This window comes from Tritonibacter mobilis, from assembly GCF_001681715.1.
Classification (GTDB): Bacteria; Pseudomonadota; Alphaproteobacteria; order Rhodobacterales; family Rhodobacteraceae; genus Epibacterium; species Epibacterium mobile.
Window position 1 is genome coordinate 36,092 of the sequence record NZ_LNWY01000026.1, and the last position, 21,745, is coordinate 57,836.

Consider the following 21,745-nt stretch of genomic DNA (forward strand, 5'->3'; position numbering starts at 1 on the left):
GCGCGGCCCTGCCTCTGCCGCGATGCCCTCTGGCACAGGAGGCAGAGACGCACGGGAGGCCGCGAAAAGCACCCGGCCAGACCAATGCTGACCGGGCTGTTTCGATTTTGGTGGGATTAGTTCCCGGCGAGACCCTGAGGGGTATATTCCACGCCGTTGGACTTTTGAATCTGACGGATAACCGCCCATTGATCCTTATAGGTGATCGGGATGAACTTGCTCACGCCCTCAAACTCGTCGCCCAGTTTGGTGCCCTCGAAATCAAAGGAGAAGAACGCTTCTTTGATCTTTTCCGCCAGTTCCGGGTCGAGGTTATGTGCAAGAGTGAACGAAGTTGTTGGGAACGGATCGCTTTCCCAGATTTTGCGCACGTCTGCAGGATCATAAAGACCACGTTCGGCCATCCGATCGACCACTTCCGACGCCACCGGTGCGGCATCGTAATCGCCCGCAACCACGCCCAGCATCGATTGGTCGTGCGAGCCGGAATAGATCACCTCGTAATCCTTGTCGGGCTCCGCTCCGAGATCCGGGAACAGCGCGCGCGGCGCCTGGTTGCCGGAGTTGGAAGTCGGCGAGGTATGCGCGACGCGGCGACCAGCCAGATCCTTCACATCCTTGATGTCGCTATCAGCCTGTGTGAAGACCTGCAGTTTGTAGCCAAACTGACCATCCTCAGCGCCCATGATGGCGAAAGGCACAGCGCCTGCGAGGTTCACCGCAAATGGGGTTGGTCCGGTGGAGAAACCCGCCACATGCAGACGGCCAGAGCGCATAGCTTCAACCTCGGCAGAGTTAGACTGCACCGCAAAGAACTGAACATCCTTGCCTGTTGTTTCTTCCAGATGCGCGATGAACGGCTCCCAGATGTCGGCATAAACTGCAGGATCCTCAACCGGTGTATATGCAAAGACCAGCGTGTCGGGGTTGCTCAGTTCCGCCGGATCGGTTGGCGTATCTGCAACCAGATCGCCATTGGCGTCGCAATACAGAACGTCCAATGCGCCACGCTCGGCACAATCTTCAGCGGCTGCCGCAAATGCGCTTGCGGACAGGATGCCCAGAGCTGCAGCGGCACGGGTGATAGTTCTCGTCATAGTGTCCTCCCTTATGTCGCCCACCCCGCAACGACTCTCGCGAAGGCATGGCGCAGACCCCAGCACGATAGGAGCGACACCAGACCCGATGCGAGGCGCGTTCTGTTAACGGAACAATCGAAACGACGGTTTAATGTTAACAATATTACAAATGCAAACGCAGGGACTTAAACCTCGTGCTAATTTGCAGCACTCAATAGAAACACCGATCAGGCTCAGATCATCAGGAGGGGAACATGCAGGCAGATAAAAGTGAGCCGCTTATTGCCATCGTGGACGATGATCCGAATATGCGTGAAACCCTGTCTGCCTTGATGCGCGACAGCGGCTTTGCACCAATATGCTGTGCTGACATCGCGGGTTTTCACGCCCTTGGAGACCCACCGCCGGTAGATCTGGCGCTGATCGATCTGCGTCTGCGCGGCGAGTCTGGCCTGACACTGGCGATCCATATTCGCGAACGCTATGAAATCCCGATTGTGATGCTCACAGGCGTCGGAGATGAGATCGACAAGATCATCGGACTGGAAACAGGCGCAGATGACTACCTGATCAAGCCATTCAACCCGCGCGAATTGGTGGCCCGCATCCGCGCGGTGCTGCGCCGGTATGGTCATGGCACCGCCCGGCCAAGTGTCTCTCCCGGGCAAGACATCGCTTTTGGCACTCTCAGGATCGACGTCCAGTCTCGCCGCCTGCTTGACGCCGAAGGTGAGGAGATCCCGCTCACCAATGCCGAATACCGCTTGCTGGAATATTTTGCCAAGAACCCGGACCGGGTGATCCCGCGCCCCGAGCTTCTGGAAGAGCTCGGGTCTGACATGCAACGCTATGTGGATCGCACCATTGACGTGCTGATCCTGCGCCTGCGTCGCAAGATCGAAAAGGTGCCCTCAAAACCCGTTCATTTACAGACGCGTCGCGCGCAGGGGTACATCTTTCATCTGGCCGCGACCTGATCTGCTATGTTTGCACTCTCAAGTCTCAGCGTCCGCTTTCGCCTTTCCGCTGCAATCGCAGTGATGTTTGCGCTCATCTTACTGGTGAGTGTCATCGGTTTGCGCGTTCTGAATCGCACTGAACTTTGGATGAATGTCTTGCATCAAGACACGTTGAGCGAAGTCTCCGACGCATTGGACCTATCGCGTCGCGCCGCTGACCTCGCAACCTCGGCACCGTTTCTATACGCGCTCTTCCCACCGTTTCAGCTGGAACAAGAAGCGCAAAACGTGCGCGAAAACCTGCGCCTCATTGAGGCTCATGCGGCAAGTGATCCGGCGCTGGATCTTCCTCTGGCACGCCTAAGCCTCGCGATCGAAGACCTGACCACCGCATTGGTTCCGCAAACTGCACGCAAAGCTGATCTCACCGCCATCGACAGAGATATGCTGCGCCTCAATCAGCGTGCACGCAGGCACGCCGGTGACGGATCACTGCCGCTCGCTGAACGTGAGATCTGGGCGGAGTTGCAGCAACTCACCGCCAGTGCACTTGGTGCCGGACGGGCAGAGGCGTTGATCGAACTCGGCGAATTTGCACGCCGTTACAGGGTATTGCGTGAACAGATCACGCCTCGAATTCAGCCCGTCCACCAACAGACCTTCGCAGAAATTCAGCAAGCGGTCGCGAGAAGCGCCGGGCTGTTCGTCCTCAAACACAATGAGCTTGCAGCGCGCCTTGATGCGGAGAACGCATTGTTTCGCATTCGTCAGGAGGCGGGCCGCATCTCCACCTTTGCCGAAGAGAAGGTCACACAGGCCGAAGCCCGCCTATCGCAGGCGCGTGCGGAGACCTCTTCCAACCTTGGTATCGCAAAAAAGTCATTTCTGATTTTCACTGCGATGAGTTTGCTGGTGGCTGTGACGTCGTCTCTTTATGTCTCAAGATATGTGGCGGGGAATTTGCGGCGTATTGCCAATGCCATGCGCACATTGGCAGCCGGGGATCACAGCAACGACCTTCCACGCGCGCGGGCCTCGGATGACGAGATCGGTCAGCTGTTTGCCGCCTTTCAGGTCTTTCGCGACAACGCTCGAAAACTTGATCGGCGCACCGGTGAAATTCGCCGCCAAAATGCGCTGTTTTCCCGCGTGTTTCGCAACATTCAGGATGGTGTCGCCATTACATCAGTCGATGGTCAGATCGAGGCGGAGAACGAGAACTTTCGCAAACTCCTCCGCGTGACGTCAGAGAAGAGCGCGCCACCATTACGGATGGATGATCTGATCGCGCGGTCTGCCTTCACCCGCCAAGCCACCGCACATGAACGCGGTGGCTTTGAGGAATATGCCGATGCCTCCGGCCATGTGCTGGAGTTGCGCCATTCTCCGCTGCCTGATGGGGGGGCGGTCTGGCTGTTGTCGGAAACCACTGAACGCAAGCGCATCGATGAACGGCTGGAAGAAATCCGCCGCGTAGAGACACTTGGCAAGGTCACAGGCGAGGTTGCGCATGATTTTGGCAATATCCTGTCGAGCATCTCTGGCAATATGCACCTGCTGTCCACGGCGACCGAAGAAAACGCAAGTCGCGTACGCGAACGCATCGGCGCCGCGCTAGACCTCGGTGTGTCGCTGACAGAGCGCCTGCTGGCCTTTGCACGCAAACAGCATCTGGAACCGCAGGTCACCGATGTGGCTCAACTGATCGAGGGCATGGCAGATCTGTTGGAGATCGCCCTCCCTGAGAGTGTCGCGCTGCATTTCGACCTACCCGTCGATCCGGTTCTGGCCAAGGTTGACCCGGGCCAGTTGGAAAGCGCGATTCTTAATCTATGCGTCAACGCGGGACAGGCCATCAGCGAGGCGGGCAGTATCCACATAGCAGTCACGCGTGACGCAACGGACGGAGCATGTATTAGCATCCGCGATACAGGATGTGGCATGGCACCAGAGGTTCTGCAGCACGCGACAGAGCCGTTCTTTACGCATCGCAGCGATGGCAATGGCACCGGGCTGGGCCTGTCTATGGTTGACGGTTTCGTTCACCAGTCCGGGGGGCAAATGTCGCTGTCCTCACAAGAGAACATCGGAACAGAGATACGCCTGTCCTTTCCGCCACTTACGGGACACACAGAGGCAGGACCCTTAGCGCAGGCTCGCAATGGCTCCGGTCATGCGTTGGTGGTGGACGATGATCCCGGCCATCTGCGGTCCACGGTCGAGATATTGACACAGCTTGGATGGGCTGTGCATCAGGCACCAACCTATAACGACGGCGCGCAAGCGCTCAGGACATTGCCCCTGCTCGATTTGGTGGTGAGTGATCTTAATCTCGATCACGGCGCATCCGGCTGGGAGATACTGGAATTGGCAAAAGACAAACGCCCGGACTGCCAACTCATAGTCATGTCGACCCGCCGGATCACTGGCATGCCCGCCACTCTCCAGGATGTGGCCCATCTCGGTCGAATTGAAAAACCGATGACCACCGCAAAGATAAAAGACCTGCTGCATCCGCAGGCTTAGGCATGCCCGTTTCGGATTAGCCGAGACGTCTCTAATCAGCCGGGAATGCCACCTGCCGTGTCCAGCAATGCTGGCAAGATCTCACCTTTCAAGCGCGCTTCATCATAGGTCAGGCTGGAGACAGAAACCTGCACGGCGGCATTCGCCCGGCCATCGATAGATATCACCGGCACCGCAAGACTGATTTCATTCAACATCATCTGGCCATCCGTGATCGAATAGCCATCGTTTTTCGCACGGGCAATATCTTCGGCAATGGCTTCGCGATCCGTGATCGTCTTGGGCGTGGCGGAGCGGATTGGCCAGTTTTCCAGTGCATGTGTCACCTCCTCCTTGGACCAAGTGGCGAGCATGACGCGCCCCGATGCCGTGCCAAGCGCCGGCAGGCGGCGCCCGACGATACTGGCTGCAAATTGTGTGCGCTGGTTGGGCAGACGCAGGGAATAGATGATATGATCCCCGGAAATCTGCGCCAAATTCACCGTTTCTCCGTAGGCACGGCTGAATTCCACCAGCTTCGGCAATGCGCGCGAAATCAGCGGATCGGACCAATAATAAGCGTAGGCCAACTCGAGCCACGCATGACTTGGCCTGTAGCGGCGTGTGCCGGGGTCACGCTCCAACATCCCCTCGTGATGGAGCGTATGCGCCATTCGCTGCACGGCGCTTTTTTCCAGTCCGGTGCGCGCCACCAGTTCCGCCAAAGAAAGCGACACATGTGATTCGTCAAACGCCCGCAACAATCGCAGCCCTTTGGCCAGTGTCCCCACGAACAGAGGATTTTGCTTCTTTTCCATTCTTTTACCCCGTTTCAGCGGTGACTCACAAAATTCGAACGTAACAAAGACTTGACTAAAACCGGCAGCCTCTGAGTATGATGGTCAAATAACAATCATAAGTATCAAATAATGATACTTCAATCACTCCATCGCATTAGACAGGGAAATGACATGATTGATCTTTCTTTCACCCGCTCGGCGCTTGTTGCGCTGACATTGGCCTCGACCACCGCGATGCCTGTTTTGGCCGAGAAGGCTTCGGGCACTTTGAACGTGGCTTTCACCAAAGAGCTGGAAAACGTTGACAGCTACTTCAATTCATCGCGCGAAGGTGTGGTTATGCAGCGCGCGGTTTGGGACGGGCTGATCTATCGTGATCCGCAAACCAACGAATACATCGGCAACCTTGCGACAAGCTGGGAATGGATCGACGACACCACGCTGGAACTGAAACTGCGTGAGGGCGTGACCTTCCACAATGGCGAACCCTTCAACGCGGATGATGTCGTCTACACCGTGAACTTTGTTGCAAAGGAAGAGAACGGCGTCAAAACTCAGCGCAACGTCAACTGGATGAAATCGGCTGAGAAAGTCGACGACTACACAGTGCGCATCCTGCTAAAAGAAAAATTCCCGGCGGCGATTGAGTTCCTCTCCGGTCCCGTCTCGATATACCCGAATGAATATTACGCCGAGGCTGGCCCCTCCGGCATGGGCCTGAAGCCCATCGGCACCGGCCCCTACAAGGTCACCGAAGTGGTTCCGGGTCAGCATTTCGTTCTGGAAGCGAATGAAAACTACCACGACAGCCCCAAAGGGCAGCCGGAAATCGAGAAAATCGACATCCGCACCATTCCTGATGTGAACACCCAGATGGCAGAGTTGTTTTCCGGCTCGCTCGATCTGATCTGGCAGGTGCCTGCAGATCAGGCCGAGAAACTTGGCCAAATGGGGCAATTCACCGTTGCCAACGAATCCACCATGCGCGTCGGCTATCTGCAAATGGACTCTGCTGGACGTTCCGGTGCGGACAACCCTTTTACCAAAGCCAAGGTGCGCGAAGCGGTCAATTACGCGATCAACCGTCAGGAGCTTGTGGATGCTTTGCTGAAAGGCTCCAGTCAGGTTGTGAACACGCCGTGCTTCCCCAGCCAGTTCGGCTGCGTGCAGGACGTGACCACCTATGAATACAACCCCGAAAAAGCCAAAGAGCTTCTGGCAGAAGCAGGGTATCCTGACGGGTTCTCGACCGAGTTCTACGCCTATCGCGACCGTCAATATGCAGAGGCCATCGTTTCTTATCTGAACGCCGTAGGTATCAAGACCGACTTCAAGATGCTGCAGTATTCCGCACTGCGCGAGCTGAACATGAAGGGCGACGTTCCGCTGTCTTTCCAGACGTGGGGCAGCTACTCGATCAATGATGCCTCCGCGATGGTCAGCCAGTTCTTCAAGCACGGTTCGCTTGACAGCACCCGTGACGACGAGGTGCTGGAATGGCTGAACGTGGCCGATAGCTCCACCAACCCGGACGAGCGGATCGAATACTACACCAAGGCGATCAAGAAGATCACCGGCGAAGCCTATTGGGCACCGATGTTCAGCTACAACACCAACTATGTGTTCACCAACGACGTAAGCTACACGCCCACCGCGGACGAGGTTCTGCGGTTCGTAGATATGTCCTGGAACTGATCACTCCCGGTTGAGGGGGCAACTGCCCCCTCGATTTCCGACATCCCCCTTACGACACAACCCCAGATGCGCGGGCCTGAGGCCTGACGCCCGAGGTAACTTATGCTTCCTTTCATCCTGAAGAGACTGGGCTTGGCTCTGCTGGTCGCCTTTACGGTCAGCTTCATCAGTTTTTCGCTGCTGTTCCTGTCCGGTGATCCCGCCGCTGCCCTTGCCGGTGAAACCGCAAGTGGCGAAGACATCGAGGCCATCCGCCGCGTCTACGGTTTTGACCGCCCGATGCTGGTGCAATATGGCGAGTGGCTATTCTCGGCCATTCGAGGCGATTTTGGCGAGAGCTATTATTTCAAACTCCCCGTTGCCAGCCTGATCGCAGAGCGCCTGCAAGTCACCATGCTGCTCGGCGTCTGTGGTATCACCTTCGCACTTCTGACGGCGGTTCCGCTTGGCGTTGCCGCAGCCATCCGCCCCAACTCCCTCATCGATCGCGTGGCACTGTTCCTGTCCGTTGCAGGTCAGGCGATGCCTTCCTTTTGGTTTGGTTTGATCCTCATCGTGGTCTTTGCAATTCAACTTGGTCTGTTGCCGCCATCCGGTGCTGCGACGTGGCGCCATTTCATCATGCCGACCATCGTGCTGGGCTATTATGCGATGCCCGCGATCATGCGCCTGACCCGTGCGGGTATGCTGGACGTCTTGAACTCTGATTTCATCCGCACAGCCCGCGCCAAGGGTGCAGGCGAAGGACGGGTCTTGTTCAAACACGCTTTGCGCAATGCGATCATCCCGGTGGTCAGCCTCGCTGCGGTGCAAATGGGCTTTATGCTGGGTGGCTCCATCGTTGTGGAATCCGTCTTTGCGTTGCATGGCGCGGGTTTCCTCGCATGGGAGAGCATTGCCCGCAACGACCTGCCCACCGTGCAGGCACTGATCCTCGTTTTCTCAATGTTCTACATTGTCTTCACCTTCCTTGCCGACGTTCTGAACGCTTGGCTGGACCCAAGAATGCGGAGTTCCTGACGTGACCGACGCGACTGATCCTCTCTATCAAGAAGTCCAAGGGCCGACGCCGCGCCAAATGCTGAAGCTGCGCGCTCTTGGCCACAAAGGGCTTATCTTTGGCCTGATCGTAGTTGGCCTGTTGGTTGTCATCGCCATACTTGCGCCCATTCTGGCCCCCCACGACCCCTACGAACAAAGCCTGATGAACCGCATGGTACCGCCCGTGTTTCTGGGCGGCACATGGGAACACCCACTCGGCACCGACCATCTAGGCCGGGATTATTTGTCGCGCCTGATCTACGGCGCGCGTGTTTCTCTGCTGATCGGTGCGGTGGCCGCGCTCATTTCGGGCGTGATCGGTACCGCGATGGGGGTGGCCGCTGGCTACTTTGGTGGCAAGGTCGACGCGGTTGTCACCTTCCTCATCAATGTGCGTTTGGCGATGCCTGTGGTGTTGGTGGCCCTCGCGGTGGTGGCCATCCTCGGCGGCTCGCTGACGGTCGTGGTCTGCGTTCTTGGCCTCCTTTTGTGGGACCGCTTCGCCGTGGTGATGCGGGCGTCAACCTTGCAGGTCAGCCGCCGCGACTACGTGGCCGCCGCGCAGGTCATCGGTGCCTCTACGCCGCGCATTTTGCTGACCGAAATCATGCCCAACATCTTCAACAATCTGATCGTGGTGATCACGCTGGAGATGGCCCATGCGATCCTGCTCGAAGCGGCATTGAGCTTCCTTGGCCTTGGTGTGCAACCGCCGACCCCTTCGTGGGGGCTGATGGTGAGCGAAGGCAAAAACATGATGCTGTTCGAGCCATGGCTCGTTCTCATCCCCGGCGCTGTGCTCTTCTTGCTGGTGCTGGCGATCAATCTGATGGGCGACGGACTGCGTGACGTCACCGCCCCCGAAGGACGGAGCTGACCCATGACCGATACGCTTCTTTCCGTAAAGAACCTGACCCTCAACATCCCGACCGGCAGCGGCACGTTGCACGCGGTGCGTGGCATTGATTTTGATCTCAAACGCGGCGAGACCCTTTCCATCGTTGGCGAAAGTGGCTCTGGCAAATCGCTCACATCGCTTGCGGTAATGGGGCTTTTGGGAAAATCGATCAAACGTCAGGCCGATGAGATGCGGTTTGACAATGTCGATCTGCAAACCGCCAATCGCCGGGTGATGCGCGATCTGCGCGGCAACCGGATCGCGATGATCTTTCAGGAACCGATGACCTCGCTCAATCCGGCCTACACCATTGGCGATCAGTTGACCGAGACGCTGCTGCTGCATCGCAAGGTCAGCAAATCCGTCGCTCGGGCGCGCGCGATTGAACTGCTGGAAAAGGTCGGCATCACTGCCGCCGAAAGCCGCCTGTCGCAATATCCGCACCAATTGTCTGGCGGTTTGCGGCAGCGGGTGATGATCGCCTTGGCTTTGATGTGTGAACCAGACCTGCTGATCGCGGATGAACCTACCACCGCACTTGATGTGACCATTCAGGCACAGATCCTGCGGTTGTTGGTGGATCTCACGCGCGAGATGAACATGGCCATGATCCTGATCACCCATGATCTCGGCGTGGTGGCACGCGTGGCGGACAAAGTGGCCGTGATGTATGCGGGTGAATTGGTCGAAACCGGCCCCGCAGCAGAGGTGTTTGCAACACCCAGCCACCCCTACACACGCGGACTTTTGCGCTGCATCCCGCAGCCCGGCAAAACCGAGCGCGGCGCACCTCTTGGCACCATTCCGGGCATTGTGCCCTCGTTGATTGGCGAGGTCAGCGGCTGTGTGTTCCGCACCCGCTGCCCACATGCCCGCCCGGAATGCCGCGCGGATATCCCGCTGCGGGGCGATGCCAGTCATGAATTCAAATGCATCCACCCCGATGGAGCGCTATCCGAAGAAGGAGAGGCGGCATGAGCGATGTTCTGACCCTTGAAGGGGTAAAGAAAACCTATAGCGTCAAACAGGGCCTGTTCGGAGCGCGCAAGCCGTTGACGGCCGTCAACGACGTCTCACTGTCGCTCGGCAAGGGCGAGGTCTTAGGGCTGGTGGGCGAGTCCGGCTGTGGTAAATCCACATTGGCCAAACTCTTGCTCGGACTGGAGAAACCCACCTCTGGTCAGGTGCTGGTTGATGGCGAGTCGATGGAGACGCTGGACCGGCGCGGTCTGGCAGGACGGTTGCAGCCCATCTTTCAGGACCCTTATTCCTCGCTCAATCCGCGCAAGTCGATCTACGATATCATTTCGCTGCCCTTACGTGTTCACAACATCGGTGACAGCGCCAGCCAGCGCAAAGCCGTAAAGGACATGCTGGATGTGGTGGGCCTGCCGCAGCGGGTCATGAACACCTACCCCAGCCAAATGTCGGGCGGTCAACGCCAGCGCGTCGCCATTGCGCGTGCCTTGGTGATGAAGCCCGAAATCGTGATCTGCGACGAGCCGACTTCGGCCTTGGATGTCTCGGTGCAAAGCCAGATCCTCAACCTTCTGGGCGATCTGCGGCGCGAATTTGGCCTCACCTATCTGTTCATCAGCCATGACCTTGCGGTTGTTGAACATCTGGCGACACGCGTGGCGGTGATGTATCTGGGCCGGATCGTCGAAGAGGCCCCGGTTGCAGAACTCTTTGACAATCCCAAGCACCCCTACACGCGCGCGCTCCTGAGTTCGGTTCTGACACCTGAGCCGGGACTTGGCGTGCCGGAAACTGCGCTTGGTACGGCCTATCCAAACCCCATCAATCCCCCGTCGGGATGCGCATTCCATCCACGGTGCCCGCTGGCAACACAGCACTGCAAAACCGTCGCGCCACGGCCGATCAAGACAGATCACGGCCATGTCGAATGCCATTTGGCAGACCCCGATAGCCCCATGACGCGAAAGGATGCAGCATGAGTGCTCTGTCAAAGACGCAAGTCACCCGCAAACACGTCGTTAAGACCGCCGGCGGCGTGGTCGCCTCGCAGCACCGACAAGCCGCAGAAGCAGGCGCAGCCGTATTACGCGCCGGAGGCGACGCCGTGGACGCTGCAGTCGCGACGTCCTTTGTGGTGGGGGTGCTTGAACCGTGGATGAGCGGCCCCGCTGGGGGCGGTGCGGCCATCCACTGGCGCGCGGACACAGGCGAGGCGGTGGCGATCAACTTTGGCATGCGCTCGCCCAAAGGTCTGGATGTTGCCAACTATCCGCTCTCGGGAGATGGCAAGGCGGGCGATTTGTTCCCATGGGAACGGGTGGTCGACGATCGCAACGTCGAAGGCGCAACCGCAATCGCCGTTCCCGGCACCGTCGATGGTATTGGGCAGGCACATGCGCGTTGGGGCAAGATGCCTTGGGCAGACCTGCTTGAACCGGCCATTGCCCACGCCAAAGAGGGCATGCTGGTAGACTGGTATGCCGCACTCTTGATCGCCTCCACCGCGCGCAATCTGGCTCGCGACCCGGATGCGGCGACCCTGTTTCTGGATGACGGTATTTGGCCCAAAGGGTCCGGCTGGACCGCAGTTCCTGACAATCGCCTCGATCAAAGCCGCATGGCAGACTCGCTGAGCCATATCGCTCAATCTGGCGCACGGGGGTTCTATGAGGGCGATCTGGCACAAGCTATGGCCCGCGACGTGCAAGACAAAGGTGGCTACCTCTCCGCCGAGGACCTCGCAGGCTACAAGGCCTGGATGGGGGCCGCGCAACCGGTCTCTTACCGCGATGCCCAGTTCCACGTGATGCCGGGCCTCACCGCCGGTCCCACATTCGCGCGGGTGATGGAGCAACTGGAAGGTGCGGACCTGTCGACACCAGCGGCAACTTATGTAGCCTATGCCCGCGCCCTTGACCGGGCCTATGCGGAACGTCTCGGCAAAATGGGCGATGACGGCGAAGTGCCAGAAGCCCCCGGTTGCACCACCCATTTTTCGGTGGTGGACCGCGACGGAAACATGGTCACCCACACCCAAACGCTTTTGTCGATCTTTGGCAGCCGCGTGGTCTCCCCTGCGACGGGATTCCTGATGAACAACGGCATCATGTGGTTTGATCCCGAACAAGGGCGTCCAAACTCCTTGGCCCCCAATAAAGCATGTCTGATGAACGTCTGCCCGGTGCTAGGCAGCGTTGGTGACAAACGCTTTGCACTGGGGGCGTCAGGGGGGCGGAAAATCGTCTCTGCCGTCTCTCAGATCGCGTCATTCATGGTTGATGGCAAAATGGATGTGGAGCAGGCCTTTCACACGCCGCGCATCGACATGTCAGGCGGTGACCAGATCATCGCAGATGAAACCCTCCCCCCAGAGGTTCTTTCTGCGCTTGCCGAGGAAAAACCCACTAGCACCACGCGCCGCACCGTATCCCCTTATGCCTTTGCCTGCCCCGCAGGTGTGATGCGTAAAGGAGATGTGAACAGCGGCTGCACCGAAATCATGTCGCCATGGGGCGACGCAATCTCCGAGGACGACCTATGAGCCGCGACGCCGCCATTTCCCGCGTAACCGACTATTTTGAGGCCGGACAGTTCCAATCCGACCTTGCAGATCTCGTGACCTATCGCAGCGAGAGCCAAAGCGACGCCCCCGAAGCCCGCTCCGAATGTCAGCGCTACCTCGAACAAGCGATGCTGCCACGCCTGAACGCGCTGGGGTTCAACTGTGAAATCATCGACAACCCAGATCCCAGAGGCGGCCCGCTCTTGATCGGCGAACGCGTGGAGGGCGACGATTTGCCCACCGTACTGACCTACGGTCACGGCGATGCGGTGCTCGGACAGGACGGCATGTGGCGCGATGGTCTGTCACCTTGGAAAATCGTTGAGGAAGGCGACCGCCTATATGGACGCGGCACTGCGGATAACAAAGGTCAGCATCTGATCAACATCGCCGCCCTTGAGGCCGTTGTGGCAGAACGCGGCAGCCTTGGTTTCAACACCCGCATCGTGCTTGAAATGAGTGAAGAGGTCGGCTCGGTCGGTCTGCCCGAAGTGTTCAAGGCCTATAAGGATCGGCTGACAGCGGATGTTCTGATCGCCTCGGATGGTCCGCGCTTGCAGCCCGACGTTCCAACCATGTTTATGGGGTCGCGCGGCGGCACAACCTTTGATCTGGTGGTGGAAACACACGAGGGCGCGCATCACTCGGGCAACTGGGGTGGGTTACTGTCTGACCCGGCGATGATCCTTGCCCATGCTTTGGCCTGCATCACCGATGTGCGCGGCCAGATCAAAGTTCCCGAATGGCGCCCCGACAGCCTTACGGACAGTGTGCGCGCCGCCCTGAGAGACTTGCCCGTCGCAGGCGGCCAAGGACCGGCGGTGAACCCGGATTGGGGCGAAGAAGACCTCACCCCGGCAGAGCGAGTCTTTGGCTGGAACAGCTTTACCGTTCTGGCGATGGTGTCTGGCGTGCCGGATGCGCCGGTCAATGCGATTTCCGGCTGGGCGCGCGCCACCTGCCAGCTGCGATACGTGGTCGGCACCGATCCCGAAGACGTGGTCCCTGCCCTGCGCCGCCACCTTGATGCGCACGGGTTTGAAAATGTCGAGATCCGCTGCCACGATCGCGGGTTCTTTGCTGCAACGCGTCTGGACCCCGAGCACCCTTGGGCGCAGTTTGTGGGCGACTCGATCCGAAAGACCTCAGGTGAGTTGCATGTGTTGCCAAACCTCGCAGGCTCGCTGCCAAACGACAGTTTCACCGATATTCTGGAGGTTCCGACGATCTGGGTGCCACACTCTTACCGTGGCTGTTCGCAGCACGCACCCAACGAACATGTGCTAAAACCTGTCTGCCGCGATGCCCTGCGGGTGATGGCAGGCGTATTCTGGGATCTCGGAGAACAGGGCGGACCAAAGTCCTGACATCGATATGATCGCAAACGCAAAAAGCCCCGCAAGTTATCTTGCGGGGCTTTTTTAACTGATCCAGAGCGGCTTACGCTGCTTCGGTGACCTTTTCTTTCAGGTGCTTCATCAGGTTTTCCGGCGAAGATTCACCATAGGGATCTTCGGCGTGGTTATCGTCACGGCCGGGCTCTTCAAAATAGGCTTCTACAACGCCATCGTTGATGATGGCCGCATACCGCCAGGAGCGCATGCCGAAGCCGAGGTTGTCTTTGGCGACCAACATGCCGACTTTACGGGTGAACTCACCGGAGCCATCGGGGATCACTTTGACGTTCTTGATGCCCTGCGCTTCGGCCCATTTGTTCATCACAAAGCTGTCGTTGACCGACATGCAGTAAATTTCGTCGATGCCTTCGGCTTTGAAGTCTTCAAACCCGTTTTCAAAGCCCGGCAACTGATAGGTGGAGCAAGTGGGGGTGAAAGCACCCGGCAACGAGAACAGGATCACGCGCTTGCCCGCGAAGTAATCCGCGGTGGTCACATCCTGCCAGCGGAACGGGTTCGGGCCCTCGATGCTGTCGTCGCGAACGCGGGTGCGGAAGGTCACCTGGGGGAGTTTTTGTCCAGCAAACATGGGAGATCCTTGAAACTGATTTGGAATTTTCAGCCCGTGTCTTACCGCATCTGGCAAGGGGTGCAAGGGGGCTGGAAAAACTTCACCAAAGTGATTCAATCCCCCTGCCCCACGCCTATTTTGGCTAACTCAGGAGCGTCAGCCACAGCAGCACGGTCACCACGCTGGACGCGGTTGCAATCAGCACCGAAGAGGCCGCCACGCGTTTGGCGCGGCCATACATATTTGCAAAGATATAAGCATTCACACCGGGCGCCATGGCCGCATTCATAACCCCGGATCGGAACAGGTCTTGGCGCACGTCCAATGCAGAACCAAGCCCATAGACAATGGCCGGATGCAGCAACAACGCAATACAGCAAACCATTGCGATGGTGCGCAAATCTCCCTCTGGCCGATACTGCACCATGATCCCGCCTAGCGCAAAAAGCGCAGTCGGAAGTCCCGCTTTGGCAACCAGCGCCAGCGCCTCATCCACCGGTTCAGGGATGCTCAACCCCGATAGGTTCACCGCAAACCCGGCGAGGATTGCAATGATCAGGTTGTTCTTAAAGATCGACCGGAAAACAGATTTCACGGTGCGCAAACCGCCCTGCCCCCGGTTGCGAATGACTTCCATAGCGGTAATGCCAAGCGCGTAGCAAAACGGCGAGTGAAACGCGATAATCGCGTAGTTGCCGACCAACGCATCCGGCCCAAAGGCGCGCTCGGTAATCGGCAGACCCAGCAGCACCGAATTTGAAAACAGACAACAAAAACCGATGGCAACGCAATCTTCCCAATCACGTTTAAAAATGAGACGTGCGCCAAAGAAGCCCGCAAAGAAACAGGCCCCCGCGCCGATGTAGAAGCTGATCAGCAAGCGCGGGTCAAAACCGGATTGCAGATCGATCCCCGCCATGGCGCGAAACAGCAGAAAGGGGATCGCAACACCTTGGGCAAATTTCATCAACCCGTCCATCTGGACTTGCTGGAACATCCCGCGCAGGGTCAGCACGTAGCCGATGCCGACCACGACAAAAACCGGCAAGACGACATTGATAAGGTTGAAAATCATAAGCCTGTCGTCCCGGTCTTTTAGAATTCTTTTTATTCAATAATCGCTGTGGATCACCATGCCATCGAAGGCGGGCGTGATGTGGTCAGGTGTCTCGGCCTCGACCGTGTCGTAATCCATATCGATGTGCATATTGGTCAGCACCGCACGAGCGGGTTGCATACGATCAATCCACGCCAGCGCCTCCTGATAGGAGAAATGCGTAGGATGCGGTGTACGGCGCAATGAGTCGATCACCCAGCAATCCAGCCCCTCGAGCACAGGCACCACATGCTCGGGAATTTTGGCGACGTCAGGCAGGTAGGCCAGATCGCCAATCCGGAATCCCAGCGCATCAATTCCGCCGTGGTTTACCAAAAACGGTATGAATGGAATGGAGCCGCCTGCGCCCGAAATCTCAAACGCGCCGTCGATATCGCGCATCTCCAAAATGGGCGGATAGCTGGAGCCTTCGGGCTGAATAAAAGCATAGCCAAAACGATCAAGCAGGTCGGTCTTGGTCGGCGTGTCGGCATAGACCGGGATGCGCTCGCGCATGTTGAAAACGACCATCCGGAGGTCATCCAGCCCATGCACATGATCTGCATGCGCGTGGGTGTAGACCACCGCATCAAGCCGTCCGATACCGGCATCCAGCAATTGGCTGCGCATATCGGGGCTGGTGTCGATCAGCACCGTTGTTGTGCCTTCAGGGCCGTCCTGCTGCACCAGCATGGAGCACCGACGGCGACTGTTTTTTGGGTTTTCGGGATCGCAATCCCCCCAATGACCGCCAAGGCGCGGAACCCCACCAGAAGACCCGCATCCAAGGATCGTGCAACGCAACTCCGGCATCAGGCAGCGGCCTCATATTGCGCGGCTTTCCAGAACAGTCGGTCAAAATTCTCCTGCGTACGGGCTGCAAATTCCGCGTAATCCAAGCCAAACACCTCCGCGCCGACCTTGGCTGTGTGGGCGGTATAGGCAGGTTCATTGCGTTTGCCGCGATAGGGTGGCGGCGCAAGATAGGGACTGTCGGTTTCCACCAAAATCCGGTCGATAGGGGCAATGGCAAAAATGTCGCGTAGTTCCTGGCTCTTGGGGAAGGCGGCGATGCCGGACATCGACAGGTAGAACCCCAGATCCAGCGCGGCGCGCCCCAACTCAGCCGAAGATGAAAAGCAATGCATCACGCAGCAATAGGCTTTCTCTGCATGTGTTTCGCGCAAAATGCGGGCCATATCCTCATCCGCGGCGCGCGCGTGGATAATGAGCGGCAATCCGGTCTCTTGCGCAGCCTTAATATGAATACGCAGGCTTTGCTTTTGGATTTCGGCGCTATCGCCTGTGTAGTGATAGTCCAGACCCGTCTCGCCGATACCGACAAATTTCGGGTGCTGCGCCAGTGCGACCAACTCATCCACCGTCACGAGCGGCTCTTCGGCAGCGCTCATCGGATGGGTTCCCGCCGCGTAGAACACCGGCGCATGGGCCGCGGCGAGCGCCCGCACGGTGGGTTCATTTTTGAGCTTGGTGCAGATGGTGACCATACGGGTCACGCCAGCCTCTGCCGCACGGGCCAGAACCTCTGGAAGTTCCCCGTCAAAATCCGGGAAATCGAGGTGGCAATGGCTGTCTGTGATTTGCGGGGTCGTCATAGTTGCCTCTGTCGCATTCAAGCTGTCGCGGTTCTGCCGCCGATCGCACAGAGGGAATACTTCAGCGCGACGCGGTGTCCTGCATCTTGAATACCGTATCTAGGACCAAGGCAGCAGGGTCAAGGTTCACCGCCTGACCGTGACGGGTGCGTTCGGTGACCGTGGCTGCAAGATCCGCCCATGCCCGCGCTTTATGCGGATTGGGCGACAGTCGCGCCAAAATCGCGCCTTCATTTTGCGCCGCTTCCGGCATCGGTGCCTGTCCCGTCGCACCCGTGCGCGCCAAGCGCACCAACAAGACATCAATGAGGGTCAACATCAGCTCAAACCGCTCTGCCCCCCCTCTCGCGGCTGCCTTTTCAGCAAGCGCCATGGCGCGTTGGCGATCAAGCCGTGGCAGGCTGTCGATGATTGCCAAAAGCTCTGAGTAGAGCTTCATCCCCTCCAGCGACAGCAATCGCATCGCGGCCCCCACTGATCCCGCAGCAAGTGCGGCAAGATGGGTCGGGTCTTCTGGCAATGACGCCCCGGCCTGTTCCAGGGCCGCCTGCATATCGTCGGGCTGAAGCGGGCCAAGCCGCAGCGTCCGGCAGCGCGACCGGATCGTAGGCAGCAGCCGCGAGGGCTGGTGCGAAATCAGCAGCAATGTGGTGCGCGCGGGCGGCTCTTCGAGCATTTTCAGCAAGGCATTGGCGGCATTAACGTTCATCTCATCCGCGCTGTCGACGATCACCACCCGGCGTCCGCCTTCGGCAGAAGACAGGCCAAAAAACCGGTTCAATACACGGATGTCGTCCACAACGATCTGATCGCGCAGGCGACCTTTGTCGTTATAGCTACGGGTGATTGCCGCCATGCCCTGCTCCGCAAGAGCCTGCATGCGGTGGCTCACCGGATGGTCCGGATCAATATCAAGGCTGTTCGGCGGCGGTGGCGCACCAAACAAACCGTCCTCTTCCATCGGGGGAGTTGCCAGCAGGAAACGCGCAATGCGCCACGCCAAGGTAGCTTTGCCAACACCGCGCGGCCCCATGATCAGCCATGCGTGATGCAACCGCTCCGACGAGAATGCGTGTAAAAAATCCGCTTCCGCCTGCGCATGACCATAAAGCCGCACTGTCTCGCGTGGGTGCGGCGCGCCCTCGGCCTGATCGGCACGCGGAAGATCGTCGGCCTCGCTCATGAACGCTGATCCAGCTCCGCCTCAGCGATGCGTGCAATATCCGCTGCAACCGCGTCCATGTCCTGTGCTCCATCGACAATCCGGAACCGGTCCGCAAATTCATCGGCCAGCGACAAGAAACCTGCACGCATCTTTTCCTGGAGCGCGAGGCCAAAGTCCTCAAACCGCTCTTCTGTTCCCTGCCGCCCCTTGGCCCGCGCAAGGCCCGTTTCGGGATCCATATCGATCAATATCGTAACATCCGGCTCGCGCCCGATCATCAGCTTGTGCAGACTGTCGACGGTGGCACGCAAATCGCCGCGGGACAGACCCTGATACATGCGCGTGGAATCGGCAAAGCGGTCACATATGACAACCTTGCCTGCTGCGAGCGCAGGCAGAATTGTGCGTTCCAGATGGTCACGGCGAGCAGCTGTGAACAGCAAGATCTCGGTCTCTGCCGACCAGCGATCAGGATCACCCTCCAGCACGAGGCTACGGATTTCCTCGGCACCGGCAGAGCCGCCGGGCTCGCGTGTTAGCACCACTTCGCGGCCCAACCCGCGCAGATGATCCGCCAGCAGGCGGCATTGAGACGATTTGCCCGACCCATCGATACCTTCGAAGGTCAGGAACAGGCCGGGGCCTTGGTATTGGTTCACGTCGCGTCCTCAGGACCATTCAGGAAGCGCTTCACCAGAACACGGGCCGCAGTCATCACCTTCACCGGGAACCCCCCGGTCCCCACATCGCTTTGCGCCACCAGTGGCAGGCGCATTTCGGGCAGGTCTTCGGGTTTGACAACCAATTCGGCAAGCTGCTGACCGGCCTGAATCGGCGCGGTAACGGGGCCGGTATAGACAACTTCGGCCTTGATCGCATCACCTGAAAGCGCCGGAAGCAGGATCTCGAGATTTTCTGCGGGCACCAACCCCACGGTTGGGCTGTCGCCCATCCACACCTCTGCCTGCTCCACTGCAAGACCTTCGCGTGCGATGGTCTTCTTGGTGAACTGACGAAAGGCCCAATTCACAATCGCTTCGCTCTCTTCTGCGCGCTCAGGTGTACTGTTCATGCCTGAGATCACAAAAATGACACGCCGGTCGCCCTGTTTGGCAGAACCTACAAGCCCGTAACCCGCTTCTTGGGTGTGACCTGTCTTGAGGCCATCCGCGCCGATATCCAGTTGCAGCAGCGGATTGCGATTGCGCGTGTTGGATGGTGCGCGGCCATCAAAGGCGAACTCCTGCTCGGAGAACATCGGATAAAATTCGGGGAAATCCTCGATCAGATGTTCCGCCAGAATAGCAAGGTCGCGCACGGACATTTCGTGACCTTGGTCTGGCCATCCGTTGGAATTCATGAATGTGCTCTCGCTCATGCCCAGTTCACGCGCGCGGCGGGTCATATAGCGGGCAAAGCCTGCCTCGGTGCCATCGGGGCTCAGGGCTTCGGCGATCACAGCACATGCGTCATTCCCTGAAAGCACGATAATACCGCGCAACAGATCCTCAACCCGCACCCGGTCGGTGGTATCAAGGAACATGGTCGAGCCTTTGTAGCTCATCGCATGTTCGCTGACGGGCAGACGTTCATCCATGGTCAGACGTCCATCACGCACCGCCTCAAAGGCAACATAAAGGGTCATCAGCTTTGACATGGAGGCTGGCGGCATCGGCACGTCAGCATTCTTGCTCAGAAGCACAGTGTTTGTGCCTTGATCGACCACATAGGCCGCTCGGGCCTTGGTCTCAAAAGCCTGCAGAGCCGTCGTGGAACTCGCAAGCCAAAGCCCGGCCAAAGCGCCAAAGCAAGTTGCGGAAATAAAGCGGATTGTCACGGGGGAGGTCCTCCCTTGGAGCGCTTGTCTGTTTATGCTGGTTCGGGTCGATGAGACCCGGTTCAGTTTGTCACGGCATAGGCGTCGGCAAAGCCTGCGCTTTTCACAGCTTTCAACAGCTGCGTGCGCTCACCTTTGGATTGCGCAGGGCCAACCACCACACGCCAGAAGGCTTTGCCATTGGATGATTGCTCATAAATGGTCGGGATGATACCCGCATTTCGCATCTGATCCGCAGTGCGCTTGGCGTTCGCTTCGACACTGAAAATACCAATCTGGATATAAGGTTTGGTCAAAGCAGAGCGCGCTGGCGCAGGTGCGGCCGGTTTCGGGCTGGCTGGCGCAGGCGCTGCGGCAGGCGCAGTGGCCTCAATAGCGGCTGCGGCGCCGCCCGCGATAGGGTCGAGCGTCTCAGTTTCAACGGCAGCAGACGCGGCCACTTGCGGGCTCTCGTCCAGCCCTTCGATCTCGGGAACGTCTGATGCAGCTGGTGTTTCTTCAACAGCTTCGCGACGCAGCGCAGTAACATTCAGCTCCACCGGCGCCCCTGCGAGCATCGACAGCGCCGCTGCCGCGTCAGAGGACACCTGCAACCGTGGCCCCGGAATTGCGCGTTCACGGCGGAACAAGGCGCCAATTACAAATTTTCCATTGGCGTTGTTGCGAATAATAACACGTTCAGGATCTTTGACGTCAGGATGCGCAACCCAAACCCCGCCAATGGACGGACGCCCATCCCACAAACCCGCTTCGGTCACCTGAAACACATCCGGCGCTTCAACGTCACGCTCAACCAATTTGGTAGAGTTGCTTGGTGCCCCTTGTGCGCCCTTGTCTTTGGGTTGCAGGAAGGAAAGGTTCGCCCCCTCTTCACAGCCCGCCAGCGCCAGCACACCTGCAAGCGCAAGTGCCATACCCTTTGAGACACGTCTGGGGCAGTTTGCCGGGTCCGTATTCCTATCGCTCATGCGCGTATCCTGCCTGCTCATGGTCCGTCATCACCTGTGTTCGCCTCGACGCATCCATCCCTAACGAAATCAAGGTTCGATGGTTGCCGATTTTCCGGTCTCCTGCGTCGTCGCACAAAGCATAAACGCAGTGTTTTGGTATGGAAACCCTGACGTTTGGCTTCTCCCCTTCAATGGGCGGTGGATTGCGCGTCATTCTCGCAAGATCTGAGCAAAGAGGTTGCATTTCTCCTTGCCACCGGTGCGCTTGCACCCTAAACCGCACCACAGTTCGATCTGCAGAACCGGGGAGGTGGCAGAGTGGTCGAATGCGGCGGTCTTGAAAACCGTTGAACGTGAGAGCGTTCCCAGGGTTCGAATCCCTGTCTCCCCGCCATTAAGTCAATGGGTTACAAACTTTCATGCAGATCTCGGAAACGACCACAACTTGGCAGTTTCCTACAAAGTTTCCCACTTTCACGTTTTGCTCCATTTTTGTTCTCGTAGGTTTTGGGCCTCTTTTGCGAGGCGTTTTTGGTTCGCTCCCTTGGAATATTTCTGCACCATTGCTAAGCTCTGGCTCTGTTGCGCAAAGTAG

At 58.3% G+C, this 21,745-nt stretch carries 19 protein-coding genes and 1 tRNA gene; 10 read left to right on the forward strand and 10 right to left on the reverse strand.

Annotated features, from left to right (window positions below; translation table 11 throughout):
- Window positions 1–116: 116 nt before the first annotated feature.
- Window positions 117–1,097, reverse strand: coding sequence for a phosphate/phosphite/phosphonate ABC transporter substrate-binding protein (phnD, locus tag UB90_RS20755; protein WP_065327059.1), 981 nt, complete (start codon window positions 1,095–1,097; stop codon window positions 117–119).
- Between the two features lie 236 nt (window positions 1,098–1,333).
- On the opposite strand from phnD, the gene UB90_RS20760 reads away from it, so the two are divergent.
- Window positions 1,334–2,056: a response regulator transcription factor gene (locus UB90_RS20760; RefSeq protein ID WP_065327058.1), complete on the forward strand. Its 723-nt coding sequence runs from the start codon at window positions 1,334–1,336 to the stop codon at window positions 2,054–2,056.
- Between the two features lie 6 nt (window positions 2,057–2,062).
- Window positions 2,063–4,564 carry an ATP-binding protein gene (locus tag UB90_RS20765; protein WP_065332074.1) on the forward strand — a complete coding sequence of 834 codons (2,502 nt, stop codon included), beginning with the start codon at window positions 2,063–2,065 and terminating at the stop codon, window positions 4,562–4,564.
- Between the two features lie 35 nt (window positions 4,565–4,599).
- Here the strand turns inward: UB90_RS20765 and UB90_RS20770 are convergent, their stop codons facing one another.
- On the reverse strand, window positions 4,600–5,361 hold the full coding sequence (locus UB90_RS20770; protein ID WP_065327056.1) for an IclR family transcriptional regulator: 762 nt from the start codon (window positions 5,359–5,361) through the stop codon (window positions 4,600–4,602).
- Between the two features lie 153 nt (window positions 5,362–5,514).
- Between UB90_RS20770 and UB90_RS20775 the strand changes: the two genes are divergently transcribed.
- From UB90_RS20775 to UB90_RS20805, 7 genes are all read left to right on the forward strand, one after another.
- The gene (locus tag UB90_RS20775) at window positions 5,515–7,038 is read left to right on the forward strand and encodes an ABC transporter substrate-binding protein (RefSeq protein ID WP_065327055.1); all 1,524 of its coding nucleotides are present in this window, start codon (window positions 5,515–5,517) and stop codon (window positions 7,036–7,038) included.
- 102 nt (window positions 7,039–7,140) lie between these two features.
- Complete coding sequence (locus tag UB90_RS20780; protein WP_005614855.1) at window positions 7,141–8,058, forward strand: ABC transporter permease; 918 nt, start codon at window positions 7,141–7,143, stop codon at window positions 8,056–8,058.
- Window position 8,059: 1 nt separating this feature from the next.
- Window positions 8,060–8,956, forward strand: coding sequence for an ABC transporter permease (locus UB90_RS20785; RefSeq protein ID WP_065327054.1), 897 nt, complete (start codon window positions 8,060–8,062; stop codon window positions 8,954–8,956).
- A gap of 3 nt (window positions 8,957–8,959) precedes the next feature.
- A complete protein-coding gene (locus UB90_RS20790) occupies window positions 8,960–9,955 on the forward strand; it encodes an ABC transporter ATP-binding protein (RefSeq protein WP_005614852.1) in 996 nt (331 codons plus the stop codon).
- Window positions 9,952–10,935: an ABC transporter ATP-binding protein gene (locus tag UB90_RS20795; protein WP_009175704.1), complete on the forward strand. Its 984-nt coding sequence runs from the start codon at window positions 9,952–9,954 to the stop codon at window positions 10,933–10,935. The genes UB90_RS20790 and UB90_RS20795 overlap by 4 nt, the downstream gene beginning before the upstream one ends.
- Window positions 10,932–12,497, forward strand: coding sequence for a gamma-glutamyltransferase family protein (locus UB90_RS20800; protein WP_065327053.1), 1,566 nt, complete (start codon window positions 10,932–10,934; stop codon window positions 12,495–12,497). Before UB90_RS20795 ends, UB90_RS20800 begins: the two co-directional genes overlap by 4 nt.
- The gene (locus UB90_RS20805) at window positions 12,494–13,885 is read left to right on the forward strand and encodes a M20 family metallopeptidase (RefSeq protein ID WP_065327052.1); all 1,392 of its coding nucleotides are present in this window, start codon (window positions 12,494–12,496) and stop codon (window positions 13,883–13,885) included. The genes UB90_RS20800 and UB90_RS20805 overlap by 4 nt, the downstream gene beginning before the upstream one ends.
- 73 nt (window positions 13,886–13,958) lie before the next feature.
- Here the strand turns inward: UB90_RS20805 and UB90_RS20810 are convergent, their stop codons facing one another.
- The 8 genes from UB90_RS20810 to UB90_RS20845 all read right to left on the reverse strand — a co-directional run bounded on the left by UB90_RS20810 (window position 13,959) and on the right by UB90_RS20845 (window position 21,168).
- Entirely contained in the window at window positions 13,959–14,504 is a 546-nt protein-coding gene (locus tag UB90_RS20810) for a peroxiredoxin (protein WP_065327051.1), read from the reverse strand.
- 124 nt (window positions 14,505–14,628) lie between these two features.
- Entirely contained in the window at window positions 14,629–15,561 is a 933-nt protein-coding gene (locus UB90_RS20815) for an AEC family transporter (protein WP_005614841.1), read from the reverse strand.
- A gap of 36 nt (window positions 15,562–15,597) precedes the next feature.
- Window positions 15,598–16,395: an MBL fold metallo-hydrolase gene (locus UB90_RS20820; protein ID WP_065327050.1), complete on the reverse strand. Its 798-nt coding sequence runs from the start codon at window positions 16,393–16,395 to the stop codon at window positions 15,598–15,600.
- Window positions 16,395–17,198 carry a TatD family hydrolase gene (locus UB90_RS20825; RefSeq protein ID WP_065327049.1) on the reverse strand — a complete coding sequence of 268 codons (804 nt, stop codon included), beginning with the start codon at window positions 17,196–17,198 and terminating at the stop codon, window positions 16,395–16,397. The genes UB90_RS20820 and UB90_RS20825 overlap by 1 nt, the downstream gene beginning before the upstream one ends.
- A gap of 61 nt (window positions 17,199–17,259) precedes the next feature.
- A complete protein-coding gene (locus UB90_RS20830) occupies window positions 17,260–18,381 on the reverse strand; it encodes a DNA polymerase III subunit delta' (RefSeq protein WP_065327048.1) in 1,122 nt (373 codons plus the stop codon).
- Window positions 18,378–19,022 (reverse strand): dTMP kinase, encoded by a 645-nt coding sequence (gene tmk / locus UB90_RS20835; protein ID WP_065322931.1) that lies wholly within the window; start codon window positions 19,020–19,022, stop codon window positions 18,378–18,380. The genes UB90_RS20830 and tmk overlap by 4 nt, the downstream gene beginning before the upstream one ends.
- On the reverse strand, window positions 19,019–20,200 hold the full coding sequence (locus UB90_RS20840; protein WP_065327047.1) for a D-alanyl-D-alanine carboxypeptidase family protein: 1,182 nt from the start codon (window positions 20,198–20,200) through the stop codon (window positions 19,019–19,021). The genes tmk and UB90_RS20840 overlap by 4 nt, the downstream gene beginning before the upstream one ends.
- Before the next feature lie 62 nt (window positions 20,201–20,262).
- The gene (locus tag UB90_RS20845) at window positions 20,263–21,168 is read right to left on the reverse strand and encodes an SPOR domain-containing protein (protein WP_074712667.1); all 906 of its coding nucleotides are present in this window, start codon (window positions 21,166–21,168) and stop codon (window positions 20,263–20,265) included.
- A gap of 286 nt (window positions 21,169–21,454) precedes the next feature.
- Between UB90_RS20845 and UB90_RS20850 the strand changes: the two genes are divergently transcribed.
- Window positions 21,455–21,544, forward strand: a tRNA-Ser gene (locus UB90_RS20850).
- Window positions 21,545–21,745: the final 201 nt, after the last annotated feature.

Bases quoted from the DNA above. Each gene is read 5' to 3' on its own strand.
- UB90_RS20825 (WP_065327049.1), bottom strand. From the start codon at position 17,198: ATGACGACCCCGCAAATCACAGACAGCCATTGCCACCTCGATTTCCCG.
- UB90_RS20760 (WP_065327058.1), top strand. From the start codon at position 1,334: ATGCAGGCAGATAAAAGTGAGCCGCTTATTGCCATCGTGGACGATGAT.
- UB90_RS20845 (WP_074712667.1), bottom strand. From the start codon at position 21,168: ATGAGCGATAGGAATACGGACCCGGCAAACTGCCCCAGACGTGTCTCA.
- UB90_RS20800 (WP_065327053.1), top strand. From the start codon at position 10,932: ATGAGTGCTCTGTCAAAGACGCAAGTCACCCGCAAACACGTCGTTAAG.
- UB90_RS20780 (WP_005614855.1), top strand. From the start codon at position 7,141: ATGCTTCCTTTCATCCTGAAGAGACTGGGCTTGGCTCTGCTGGTCGCC.
- UB90_RS20775 (WP_065327055.1), top strand. From the start codon at position 5,515: ATGATTGATCTTTCTTTCACCCGCTCGGCGCTTGTTGCGCTGACATTG.
- UB90_RS20830 (WP_065327048.1), bottom strand. From the start codon at position 18,381: ATGAGCGAGGCCGACGATCTTCCGCGTGCCGATCAGGCCGAGGGCGCG.
- UB90_RS20770 (WP_065327056.1), bottom strand. From the start codon at position 5,361: ATGGAAAAGAAGCAAAATCCTCTGTTCGTGGGGACACTGGCCAAAGGG.
- UB90_RS20765 (WP_065332074.1), top strand. From the start codon at position 2,063: ATGTTTGCACTCTCAAGTCTCAGCGTCCGCTTTCGCCTTTCCGCTGCA.
- UB90_RS20820 (WP_065327050.1), bottom strand. From the start codon at position 16,395: ATGCCGGAGTTGCGTTGCACGATCCTTGGATGCGGGTCTTCTGGTGGG.
- UB90_RS20810 (WP_065327051.1), bottom strand. From the start codon at position 14,504: ATGTTTGCTGGACAAAAACTCCCCCAGGTGACCTTCCGCACCCGCGTT.
- UB90_RS20790 (WP_005614852.1), top strand. From the start codon at position 8,960: ATGACCGATACGCTTCTTTCCGTAAAGAACCTGACCCTCAACATCCCG.
- UB90_RS20805 (WP_065327052.1), top strand. From the start codon at position 12,494: ATGAGCCGCGACGCCGCCATTTCCCGCGTAACCGACTATTTTGAGGCC.
- phnD (WP_065327059.1), bottom strand. From the start codon at position 1,097: ATGACGAGAACTATCACCCGTGCCGCTGCAGCTCTGGGCATCCTGTCC.
- UB90_RS20815 (WP_005614841.1), bottom strand. From the start codon at position 15,561: ATGATTTTCAACCTTATCAATGTCGTCTTGCCGGTTTTTGTCGTGGTC.
- UB90_RS20795 (WP_009175704.1), top strand. From the start codon at position 9,952: ATGAGCGATGTTCTGACCCTTGAAGGGGTAAAGAAAACCTATAGCGTC.